This is a genomic window from Actinomyces sp. AC-20-1, from assembly GCF_023369555.1.
Classification (GTDB): Bacteria; Actinomycetota; Actinomycetes; order Actinomycetales; family Actinomycetaceae; genus Actinomyces.
In genome coordinates this window covers 1-11,143 of record NZ_JACJVC010000030.1, presented here as the reverse complement: position 1 = coordinate 11,143, position 11,143 = coordinate 1, and the positions used below count along the sequence as shown (strand labels likewise).

General features: G+C 73.2%; 7 protein-coding genes. 5 read left to right on the top strand and 2 right to left on the bottom strand.

The window, feature by feature from the left end; genetic code table 11:
* Positions 1 to 855, bottom strand: an 855-nt coding sequence (locus tag H6X67_RS11430) for an FHA domain-containing protein (protein ID WP_249435548.1), incomplete at its 3' end; no start/stop codon positions are given.
* Positions 856 to 986: 131 nt separating this feature from the next.
* Here H6X67_RS11430 and ligA point away from each other — a divergent pair.
* Positions 987 to 3,566 carry an NAD-dependent DNA ligase LigA gene (gene ligA / locus H6X67_RS11425; RefSeq protein WP_249369236.1) on the top strand — a complete coding sequence of 860 codons (2,580 nt, stop codon included), beginning with the start codon at positions 987 to 989 and terminating at the stop codon, positions 3,564 to 3,566.
* 79 nt (positions 3,567 to 3,645) lie between these two features.
* Here ligA and H6X67_RS11420 read toward each other — a convergent pair whose 3' ends face one another.
* The gene (locus H6X67_RS11420; RefSeq protein WP_249369234.1) at positions 3,646 to 5,463 is read right to left on the bottom strand and encodes a L,D-transpeptidase; all 1,818 of its coding nucleotides are present in this window, start codon (positions 5,461 to 5,463) and stop codon (positions 3,646 to 3,648) included.
* A gap of 232 nt (positions 5,464 to 5,695) precedes the next feature.
* On the opposite strand from H6X67_RS11420, the gene gatC reads away from it, so the two are divergent.
* From gatC to H6X67_RS11400, 4 genes are all read left to right on the top strand, one after another.
* Entirely contained in the window at positions 5,696 to 6,001 is a 306-nt protein-coding gene (gene gatC, locus H6X67_RS11415; RefSeq protein WP_249369232.1) for an Asp-tRNA(Asn)/Glu-tRNA(Gln) amidotransferase subunit GatC, read from the top strand.
* Positions 5,998 to 7,545: an Asp-tRNA(Asn)/Glu-tRNA(Gln) amidotransferase subunit GatA gene (gene gatA / locus H6X67_RS11410; RefSeq protein WP_249369230.1), complete on the top strand. Its 1,548-nt coding sequence runs from the start codon at positions 5,998 to 6,000 to the stop codon at positions 7,543 to 7,545. Before gatC ends, gatA begins: the two co-directional genes overlap by 4 nt.
* 1 nt (position 7,546) lies before the next feature.
* Positions 7,547 to 9,043, top strand: a complete 1,497-nt coding sequence (gene gatB / locus H6X67_RS11405; protein WP_249369229.1) for an Asp-tRNA(Asn)/Glu-tRNA(Gln) amidotransferase subunit GatB — start codon at positions 7,547 to 7,549, stop codon at positions 9,041 to 9,043.
* Positions 9,044 to 9,241: 198 nt separating this feature from the next.
* On the top strand, positions 9,242 to 10,627 hold the full coding sequence (locus tag H6X67_RS11400) for an NAD-dependent malic enzyme (RefSeq protein ID WP_249435547.1): 1,386 nt from the start codon (positions 9,242 to 9,244) through the stop codon (positions 10,625 to 10,627).
* Positions 10,628 to 11,143: the final 516 nt, after the last annotated feature.

The window sequence follows — 11,143 nt, the reverse complement described above, 5'->3', positions numbered from 1 at the left end:
CACCTCGACGCCCCCGGAGGCGACGACCTGGGCCGTCCACCAGCGCAGGGCCTCGTGCGCCCCGCCGCCGGTGAGGGCGAGGGCGTCCCCGGCCCGCAGGAGGAGGACGGTGCCCCGGCCCCTGCGCCCGCACCAGGCCCGAGGCCCGTCCTCCACGTCCCCGACGCCCGCCGCGGGCACGGCGGCGTGGGCGCGCCGGGCCACCGCCAGCAGCATCCCGGCCGGGTCCGGACGCCGTCCCCGCCACCCGCACCCGCCCCGGGCCCGCCCCACGGGCAGGCCCACCCCTCCCAGACGCATGAGACCCATGAGGAGCAGGGGCGCCAGCATGAGGGAGCGGCCCCCGTGGCCCGCGCGCAGGGAGGCGATGACGACTCCCACCGCCACCAGGAGGGTCAGCAGGCCGAGCAGCGCGCCCAGCCGGGCACGGCCGCGGCCGGCGCGAGGCCCCGGAGGACGCGGCACCTCCAGGTCCTCCGGCCTCCTGCGCAGCTCGAGGAGGGTGTCGCCCACCCGGAGCCGGCCTCCTGGCGGCCACCGCTGAGGCGGGCGCACGGCGGTGCGCCCCGCAGCCCGCAGGAGCGGGCGCAGGCCGCACCACCGCGCCCCGTTCACCCCCGGTACGTCGAGGACGCTCACGCCTCGTGCGGTGGCGCGCAGCCGCAGGTGCTCGCGCGAGACGTAGGGGTCCGTGAGCGCGCCCGCGCGGCCGACGGCGCGCTCGCCGCCGTCGGGCAGGGCGAGCACGGCGCCGGCGTCGGGGCCGCTCAGCACCGCGAGGTGCCAGGTGCTGGCCAGGGCGGCACGGGCCTCGGCGGTGGCGTCGGCACCGTCCGGTAGGAGGTCGTGGGGCATGACGGCACTGTGCCGCGCGCCGCGCTCCCGCTCCGGCCCGCCTCACGGCGCCTGTGGACATCCCGGCCCGGGGGACGCGCGGCGGCGGCCTGTGGAGCCCGGAGCCCCGGCCGTGAGAGCCCCTCGCACGGATGGGGGAGGATGGGCCCGTGAGCACCCAGACCTCCCGCCCGGCCCCCGGTCCCGACGGGACCCCGGCGCCCGCCGCGCAGCGCACCCGCCTGAGCCCCACCGAGGTCGCCGACGCCGTCGCACGGCACCGCCGGGTCCGGCACGCCGGCCTCCGGGCGGACATGGTCCGGCTCAGGAGCCGGATCGAGCGAGCCCGTCACGCCTACTACGACGCCGTCGACGCCCAGTCACCCGTCTCCGACGCGCAGTACGACCGCTGGTACCGCGAGCTCGAGGACCTTGAGGCGAGGCACCCGGACCTCGTCCTGGCCGAGACCCCCACCCGCACGGTGGGCGGCGAGGCGGCGACGGAGGCCTTCTCCCCGGTGACCCACCGCGCGCGCATGTACTCCCTCCAGGACGTCTTCAGCCTCGAGGAGGTCGAGGAGTGGGCCCAGCGCGTGGCCGCCGACCTCGAGGCCGAGGACGCGCAGCTGCCCATGACCGCCGAGGTCAAGATCGACGGCGTCGCCGTCTGCCTCACCTACGAGCGCGGCGTCCTCACCCGGGCCGCGACCCGTGGCGACGGGGTCACCGGCGAGGACGTCACCGCCAACGTCAGCACCATCGCCTCCATCCCGCAGCGCCTGACCACGAGCGCGACCACGGCGCCGCCCGAGGTCGTCGAGGTCCGCGGGGAGGTCTACCTGCCGGTCGAGGCCTTCACCGAGCTCAACCGCCAGCGCATGGAGGAGAACACCGCGCGCGAGGCGCGCAACGCCGCCCGCGAGGCGCAGCCGCAGGGCGGCCGGGCGCGCAAGGAGCCGATGCTGCCCCTGTTCGCCAACCCCCGCAACGCCGCCGCCGGCTCCCTGCGCCAGAAGGACCCTGCGGTCACCGCCGGGCGCCCCCTGGCCTTCATCGCCCACGGCGTCGGCGCCATCCAGCCGGCCGACGACGGCGCCCTGCCGGACTCCCAGCACGAGTGGTACGCGCTGCTCGCCGAGTGGGGGCTGCCCGTCTCGCCCTACAACGCGCTCGTGCGCGGGCGCACTGAGCGCGAGGACTACATCGCCCGCTACGCCGACCACCGCCACGACCTCCTCCACGAGATCGACGGCATCGTCCTCAAGGTGGACTCGCGCGCACAGCAGGCCCGGCTCGGCCACACCTCCCGCGTACCGCGCTGGGCGAGCGCCTACAAGTACCCGCCGGAGGAGGTCCGCACCCGCCTGCTCGACATCGGTGTCCAGGTCGGGCGCACCGGGCGGGTCACCCCCTTCGGACTCATGGAGCCCGTGCAGGTCTCCGGCTCGACCGTCTCGCGCGCCACCCTCCACAACGCCACCGAGGTCGCCCGCAAGGGCGTGCTCATCGGCGACACCGTCGTCCTGCGCAAGGCCGGCGAGATCATCCCCGAGATCGTCGGGCCCGTCCTCGAGGCACGTGACGGCACCGAGCGCCCCTTCGTCATGCCGCAGCACTGCCCCTCCTGCGCCACGCCGCTCGCTCCGGCCAAGGAGGGCGACGTCGACCTGCGTTGCCCCAACACCCGCTCCTGCCCCGCTCAGGTGACCGAGCGGGTGGCCCACATCGGCTCACGCGGGGCCCTCGACGTCGAGGGCCTGGGCGACGAGGCGGCCACCGCCCTCACCCAGCCGGACGCAGGCCGCGAGGAGGCGCTCGCGGCCCTGGCGGCCGGCCGCTGCCTGGAGACCGAGCGCGGCAGGGTCCGCGTGGACGCGCAGGTGCTCGCGGAGCTGCCCGCCGCCGAGCACCTGGCGGCCGCCCGGGCGGCGCTGGCGGCCGCGGGCGTGCAGGAGCAGGAGCCGGTGCTCGCGGGGGAGGCCGGTCTGTTCGACCTCACGGCCGAGGACCTGCGTGACGTCGTCGTCTACCAGCCCGTGAGGCGGCGCGGTGTGCCGACCGGCGACTGGCGCCTGGCCCGCTTCTTCTGGTCCAAGGAGACCTATGACAAGGACGGGGCTGTGAGGAGGGCGACGGCTCCGGGCAAGAACGCCACCGCGATGCTCACCCAGCTGCAGGCCGCCAAGGCCCAGCCGCTGTGGCGGGTGCTCGTGGCCCTGTCCGTGCGCCACGTCGGCCCGACGGCGGCGCGCGCCCTGGCGGCCCGCTTCAGGTCCCTTCAGGTCCTGCGTGCGGCGGGCGCGGAGGAGCTGAGCGGGGTCGACGGTGTCGGGCCGACCATCGCCGCCGCCTGGAGGTCCTGGCTGGAGGTGGACTGGCACACCGAGATCCTTGAGCGCTGGGCCGCCGCCGGCGTGCGCACCGCCGACGACGAGCCCGAGGAGGAGCCCTCCGCGACGCTGACCGGGCTCACGCTCGTCGTCACCGGCACGCTCGAGCGCTTCACCCGCGAGAGCGCGAAGGAGGCCATCGTCTCGCGCGGGGGCAAGGCGGCGGGCAGCGTCTCGAAGCGGACGAGCTACGTCGTCGTCGGGGAGGGCGCCGGGTCGAAGGAGGCCAAGGCCCTCGAGATGGGGGTCCCCGTGCTCGACGAGGAGGCCTTCGAGCGGCTGCTGGCCGCAGGCCCGCAGGCTCTGGGCGAGGGGGCCGGCTCGCCCGGCGAGGCCGGCTGAGACCGGTTGGGGCCGGTTGATGTGCTGCACCTCGCGGGCCGGTGCCCGGTGGCAACGGGCCGGGCCGGTCAGTAGTGGCTCAGTAGTGGCTGACGACCGTGGTGCCGATCTCGACCCAGTCGTAGATCCACCTGGCCTCGCCCACGGGCATGTTGACGCAGCCGTGAGAGCCCGAGTAGCCGAAGCTGGAGCGCCAGGGGGCGCCGTGGAAGGCGTAGCCGCTGTAGAAGTAGCTGACCCACGGCACGTCCTCCGTGCGGTAGCGGGTGCCGTCGGCGTTGTCGCCCTCCATCGTCTGCGAGGTGTACTGCAGGTAGACGTGGTACGTGCCCGTGACCGTCGGGGTCGCGGCGGCGCCGTCGACCATGTAGACCGGGCCGCGCACGACGGTGGCGCCCTCATAGGCCGTCACGGTCTTGTTGGAGAGGTTGACGTCCACCCACTTCTCGCCGGGTGCGGCCTGGTAGACGAGGTCCTCAGCGCCGTCCGCGATGATCCTCTCGGTCCAGGAGGCCTCGACGACCTCGGTGGTGAAGTCCCCCGTGTAGGGCCGGCCGGCGTTGAGGGCCTCGACGAGCGCCGTGGTGATGGCCTCGGCGTTCGTCACCTTGTTGCCGTTGACGGCCTCGACGCTGGTGGCGACGACGTCGCCCCGGGAGTTGATGTTGCGCACGCCGTCCACGGGCGCGTCCCCGGCTCCCTCACTGGACGCGGTGACCCACTGGGCGACCTTGGCGGCGTCGACGGAGGCGGTCAGGGCGGTGCCGTCCGCGGTGGGCGCGACGGTGACCCAGGAGGCCTGGGTCGTGGCGTCCGGGGTCCAGGTCTGGCCGTTGGGGTCGGAGCTGTCGGTGATGGACACGCTCTGGGAGGCGAGGGTGCTGGCCTGCTCCGCGGCCCGGGTGGCCTCGTCGTCGGTGATCTCGGGGACCCGGGTGGAGTAGGTGAGGGTCACGCTGCGGGAGGTGAGGGTGCGCGCCGCCTCCTGCGCCGCCTTGGCGGCCTCGGTGGAGTCCAGGCTCACGCCCTCGGAGGCGGGGGTCGTGACGAAGGTGAGCCCGTCCGGCCCGAGCCCGACCGTGGCGTTGGTGGCCACGGCCCGGTCGCCGGGGATGAGGCCGGTGGTGTAGGCCTCGGCGGCTGCGGGGTCGCTGGTGGTGACGACGTCGACGGGGTTGTCCTCGAACAGGGCGCGGAAGCGGCCGAGGACGTCGTTGCTGGCGGCCAGGGCGGCGTCCGCGGTGGCGTCGGCGTCGACGGCGGCGCCGAGATCGGTGAGCGAGGCGGTGGCCTCGACGTCCCCGGTGACCGAGACGGTGGTCTGCTGCGCGAGGCCCGAGACGAGCTCGGAGACCTCGGCGCGGGTCATGCCCGCGACGTCCTGGCCGGCGACGGTGGTCCCGGGCACCGCCCTGTCGGCGTAGTGCGCGGCGTAGGCGTAGCCGCCGGCTCCGACGCCGACGAGCACGAGCAGGCAGGCGGCCGCGGTCCACAGGGGCCAGCGGCGGCGCCGGGTCCCGCGGTCGGGGGAGGCTCCCGTGGCGCGGTCGGGTGCGACGGCCGCTGGGACGGGCTGCGCCGGGGAGGGCCAGGGCCTGGTACCCGGGATGGCCGGGGTGGCCGCGGTGGTCATGGTCACGAGGGCCGGGACGGCGACGGTCTCAGCGGGCTCGTCCCGCACGGGGGCGTCGGAGTCCTCGGCAGGGGCCTCGGCCACCGGAGCCGGCTGGGGGCCGGTCTCCTGAGCGGTGTCCTCGGCCGCGCCCTCCTGGGCGGCGGCGAGGACGGAGGTACGGCGCACGGTCGTCGTCGTCCCGTAAGGGGTGCTCATGACGGTGGTCTCGACGTCCTCAGGGGTCGTGGTCGCCCCGTCGGCGTGGAGTTCTTCGTCTCGCATGCAAGTCCTTCCGGACGCGCGGCACCGCGGTAGGGGCAGCGCTCCTGGCTGAGGCCCAGCACGGTTGCCGCCGGGCACCTGCCACCATGACACCGGTGCGGCCGCGCAAAGTCAACGACATGTGTCCTGATACGCCTGTGATGTCGCTCCGGCGGGGCGGTGCCGGGGGCTGTCACCGGCCCCTCCCCGTCGGCGTCGGGAGCACGGGGGACTCGTGGCTAGACTCACCCTCATGTCTGCCATCTCCAAGGACGAGGTCGCCCGCGTCGCCGCCCTCGCACGCGTGGCCCTGACGGATGAGGAGGTGACGCGCCTGGCCGGTGAGCTGGACGCCGTCGCCTCCTCCTTCGCCCGGGTCACGAGCGTGGTCACGCCCGACCTGCCCGCCACCTCCCACCCGGTCCCTCTCACCAACGTGCTGCGCGAGGACGTGCCCGGCCCGGTGCTCGACGTTGACGAGCTCCTCGCAGGCGCCCCCGCGGCCGAGGACTCCATGTTCCTCGTCCCCCAGATCCTCGGGGAGGACTCCGCCTCATGACCGCCCTCATCACCGCCACCGCGGCCGAGCAGGCCGCGGCGCTCGCCGTCGGCGAGGTCTCCTCGCGCGAGCTCACCCGGGCCCACCTCGAGCGCATCGCCGTCGTCGACGACGCCGTCAACGCCTTCCTCGACGTCGACGCCGACAAGGCCCTGGCCGACGCGGACGCCGCCGACGCCGCCCGCCGTGACGGCACCGCCACCAGTGAGCTCACCGGCGTGCCGGTGGCCGTCAAGGACCTCTTCGTCACCCGGGGCCAGGTCACGACAGCCGCCTCACGGATCCTCGAGGGCTGGGTGCCCCCCTACGACGCCACCGCGGTGGTGAACCTGCGCGCCGCGCACCTGCCGGTCCTCGGCAAGACCAACCTCGACGAGTTCGCCATGGGCGGCTCCACCGAGCACTCCGCCTTCGGCCGCACGGCGAACCCCTGGGACCTGGGGCGGATCCCGGGCGGCTCCTCCGGCGGCTCCGCGGCCGCCGTCGGCGCCTACGAGGCCCCCCTGGCGCTGGGCACGGACACCGGCGGCTCGATCCGCCAGCCCGCCGCTGTCACCGGTACCGTCGGTGTCAAGCCCACCTACGGCACGGTCTCCCGCTTCGGCGTCATCGCCATGGCCTCCTCGCTGGACACGCCCGGCCCCATGGCCCGCACCGTCCTGGACACGGCCCTGCTGCACGACGTCATCGCCTCCTACGACCCGCTCGACTCGACCTCGCTGTCCGACGCCCCGCGCGGCATGGCGGCTGTCGTGCGCGCCGCCCAGCAGGGGCGCGACCTCACCGGCACACGGGTCGGCGTCATCGCCGAGCTGGACGGCGGGGACGCCTACCAGGCCGGGGTCATGGACTCCTTCCACGCCGCTCTGGCCCTGCTCGAGGAGGCGGGCGCGAGCATCGAGACGGTGTCCCTGCCGAACCTCGAGTACGCCCTCGACGCCTACTACCTCATCATGCCCGCCGAGGTCTCCTCCAACCTGGCCCGCTACGACGGCATGCGCTACGGCCTGCGCGTCGAGCCCACCGAGGGGCCGGTCACCGCGGAGACGGTCATGGCCGCCACCCGCGGCGCCGGCTTCGGCGACGAGGCCAAGCGGCGCATCATCCTGGGCACCCACGTGCTCAGCGCCGGCTACTACGACGCCTACTACGGCAGCGCCCAGAAGGTCCGCACCCTCGTCCAGCGCGACCTGGACGCCGCCTTCTCCGGCTTCGACGTCCTGGTGTCCCCGACCTCGCCGGTCACCGCCTACCGCTTCGGCGAGAAGGACGACCCGATGGCGATGTACGCCCTCGACGTCACCACCATCCCCGCCAACCTCGCCGGGATCCCGGGCATGAGCCTGCCCTCCGGGCTGTCCGACGACGCCCTGCCCGTCGGCTTCCAGATCCTGGCCCCCCAGCGGGCCGACGACCGTCTCTACCGCGTGGGCGCCGTCCTGGAGGCCGCGCTCGAGGAGCGCTGGGGCGGGCGCCTGCTGGACCGCGCCCCGGTCCTGGACGAGGCCGCCCTCGCCGGCGTGCGCAGCAAGAAGGAGGCCTGAGATGGCTGAGGAGCTCATGGACTTCGACGAGGCCGTGCGCCGCTACGACCCGGTCATCGGCCTCGAGGTGCACGTCGAGCTGGGCACGGCGACGAAGATGTTCGACGCCGCCCCCAACACCTTCGGGGGCGAGCCGAACTCCCGCGTGACCCCCACGAGCGTGGGGCTGCCCGGCTCCCTGCCGGTGGTCAACAAGAAGGGCGTCGAGTACGCCATCCGCATCGGCCTGGCGCTGGGCTGCCGGATCAGCGAGCACTCGCGCTTCGCCCGGAAGAACTACTTCTACCCGGACCTCGCCAAGGACTTCCAGACCTCGCAGTCCGACGAGCCGATCGCCTTCGACGGCGCCCTCGAGATCGAGCTGGAGGACGGCACGTTCTTCACGGTCCCGATCGAGCGCGCCCACATGGAGGAGGACGCCGGCAAGAACACCCACGTGGGTGGTGCCGACGGCCGCATCGAGGGCGCCGACTACTCTCTCGTGGACTACAACCGCGCGGGCGTGCCGCTCATCGAGATCGTCTCGCGCCCGATCGAGGGCGCAGGCGCGCGCGCGCCCCAGATCGCCGCGACCTACGTGCGCACCCTGCGTGACATCTTCCGGGCCCTGGGAGTCTCGGAGGCCCGGATGGAGCGCGGCAACGTGCGCGCCGACGTCAACGTCTCGCTGCGCGAGTCCCCCGACGCCCCGCTGGGCACGCGCACCGAGACGAAGAACGTCAACACCTTCCGCTCCATCGAGCAGCACGTGCGCTACGAGATCCAGCGCCAGGCCGCGATCCTCGCCGCCGGGGGACAGGTCCTGCAGGAGACGCGCCACGGCCAGGCCGATGGCACGACCCGGCCCGGCCGGGTCAAGTCCGACGCCGACGACTACCGCTACTTCCCCGAGCCCGACCTCGTGCCCGTGGCCCCCAGCCGCGAGTGGGTGGAGGAGATCCGTGCGGCGCTGCCGGAGATGCCGGCGGCCAGGCGCCGTCGTCTCAAGGGCGAGTGGGGCCTGGCGGACGAGGAGATGCGCGACGTCGTCAACGCCGGCGCGCTCGACCTCATCGAGGCCACGGCCCTGGCTGGCTGCTCCGGCCAGGCGGCCCGCAAGTGGTGGATGGGCGAGCTGGCCCGCGCCGCCAAGGACCGTGAGACCTCACTCGAGGAGCTGCCGGTGACACCGGGGCAAGTGGCCCAGCTGCAGGCACTGGTCGACGAGGGCCGGCTGACGGACAAGCTGGCCCGCCAGGTCCTCGAGGGCGTCCTGGACGGCGAGGGCGACCCCCAGCAGGTCGTCGAGGCCCGTGGGCTCGAGGTCGTCTCCGACGACTCCGCCCTGCTGGCAGCGGTGGACGAGGCCCTGGCCGCCAACCCCGACGTCGCGGACAAGATCCGTGGCGGCAAGGTCCAGGCCGCCGGCGCGATCGTCGGCGCGGTCATGAGGGCGACCCGGGGGCAGGCCGACGCCAAGCGGGTGCGCGAGCTCGTCATGGAGCGCGTGGGGGCCTGAGGTCCACCAGTGCGTGAGGGCTGTGCGCCCGCCCGGTACACGTACCGGGCGGGCGCACAGCCTTTCGTCCTAGGTTTCGGGCGCAGGTGGGTGCACCGCGGTTCCTGCCGTCTCGGATGCAGGCCACGCGGTCGCCGTCGGGGCGCCTCCCACTACGCTGAGAACGTTCATCAGGACACCAGAGAACTAGGAAGACACATGGCTCAGCCCGGACCCAGCTACACCGTCGCCCTCCACCTGGAGGTCCCCGCGTCCCAGAAGGCGGTCGCCACCCTGGTGGACACGGCCGCCTCGACAGGGGCCATCGTCAACGGCGTGGACGTGGCGGACGCCGACAGCGACGTCCTCATCGTCGACCTGACAGCGGACACCCGTGACTCCAAGCACCGCCAGGAGCTCGTCGAGGCTCTGCGGAGCGTGGAGGGGGTGACGGTCCACAACGTCGGCGACTCCACCTTCCTCGCCCACGTCGGCGGCAAGCTCGAGATCGCCCCGCGCACCGCGATCCGCAACCGACGAGACCTCGCCCGGGTCTACACCCCCGGCGTCGCCCGCGTGTGCAAGGCGATCCACGACCACCCCGAGCGGGCCCGGCACCTGACGATCAAGAAGAACACGGTCGCCGTCGTCACGGACGGCACCGCCGTCCTCGGGCTGGGCGACATCGGCCCCGCGGCCGCGATGCCCGTCATGGAGGGCAAGGCCGTCCTGTTCAAGCAGTTCGGCGACGTCGACGCCTGGCCGGTGGCGCTGGACACCAAGGACCCCGACGAGATCGTGAGCATCGTCAAGGCCATCGCCCCGGCCTACGGCGGCATCAACCTCGAGGACATCGCAGCCCCCAAATGCTTCGACATCGAGGAGCGGCTCAAGGCCGAGCTCGACATCCCTGTCTTCCACGACGACCAGCACGGCACCGCCATCGTCACCCTCGCCGCGCTCATCAACGCCCTGAAGATCGTCGGCAAGAGGATCGAGGACGTGCGCATCGTCCTGTCCGGCGTGGGCGCCGCAGGCACCGCCATCGCCAAGCTGCTCATGGCCCACGGCGCGCGCGACATCGTCGGCTACGGCCGCGACGGCGCCCTCGACGGGCGCAACACCGAGGGCATGAACCAGCACCGCAGGTGGCTCGCCGAGAACACCAACCCGCGGCACGTCACCGGCTCCCTCAAGGAGGGCCTGGTCGGGGCGGACGTCCTCATCGGCGTGTCCTCCGGCAACCTGCTCCAGCCCGAGGACCTCGACGTCATGGCGGACAAGCCGATCGTCTTCGCGATGGCGAACCCGACCCCCGAGGTGGACCCGGTGGGTGCGGCCGGTCGTGTGGCGGTGCTGGCCACGGGGCGCTCGGACTTCCCGAACCAGATCAACAACGTGCTGGTCTTCCCGGGCCTGTTCCGCGGTCTGCTCGACACGGGCCTGACGGACATCTCGATGGACCTCATGCGTGCGGCGGCCTCCGGTATCGCGAGTGTCATCGCCGAGTCCGAGCTGAGCCCCGTCTACGTCATCCCGGGTGCCTTCGACACGCGTGTGGCCGGAGCAGTGGCGGCGGCGGTGCGTCAGTTCGCCAACGCCTGAGCCTGACCTGGACGCGTTGGGGGCGCGGGACGACACCGGTCGTCCCGCGCCCCCAACGCGTGTGAGGGGTCCATGCGGGAGGTCCGTGGGCGAGGCGCAGGAGGGCGCGGACGCCTGCGGTGAGCGCGGTGCGCGGTGGCGTCCTGAGGACGGTATGAGGACGTCGAGGAGCCCCGCCATGGGAAATGGGGTGGGTTGTGGCTCGGATCATGCCTTTCGGGTTTGACGGGTGGGGGAGGCCTGCGTATTGTTCTCTTCGGCCCGGACGGGTCCGGAGTGTTCCGGAGTTGTTTGGGTACGGGATAACTTGATCGGGATTTTGCTTGGTTGAGTCTAGGGTCACGTGATTCTGGTTTGACGTTGAGTGAATGACCCGGTAAAGTTGGTCCGGCGCTTCCGGAGTGGATGCTCGTCACTGTAAGTGGTGGTGTTCTTTCGGTGGGTGTGTTGTTTGAGAGCTCGATAGTGTGTCATGTTTTTTATGCCATAGTGGGTGCGTCTGCTGGGCTGTTCCTG

Bases quoted from the DNA above. Each gene is read 5' to 3' on its own strand.
- gatC (WP_249369232.1), top strand. From the start codon at position 5,696: ATGTCTGCCATCTCCAAGGACGAGGTCGCCCGCGTCGCCGCCCTCGCA.
- gatA (WP_249369230.1), top strand. From the start codon at position 5,998: ATGACCGCCCTCATCACCGCCACCGCGGCCGAGCAGGCCGCGGCGCTC.
- ligA (WP_249369236.1), top strand. From the start codon at position 987: ATGGGGGAGGATGGGCCCGTGAGCACCCAGACCTCCCGCCCGGCCCCC.
- H6X67_RS11400 (WP_249435547.1), top strand. From the start codon at position 9,242: ATGGCTCAGCCCGGACCCAGCTACACCGTCGCCCTCCACCTGGAGGTC.
- H6X67_RS11420 (WP_249369234.1), bottom strand. From the start codon at position 5,463: ATGCGAGACGAAGAACTCCACGCCGACGGGGCGACCACGACCCCTGAG.
- gatB (WP_249369229.1), top strand. From the start codon at position 7,547: ATGGCTGAGGAGCTCATGGACTTCGACGAGGCCGTGCGCCGCTACGAC.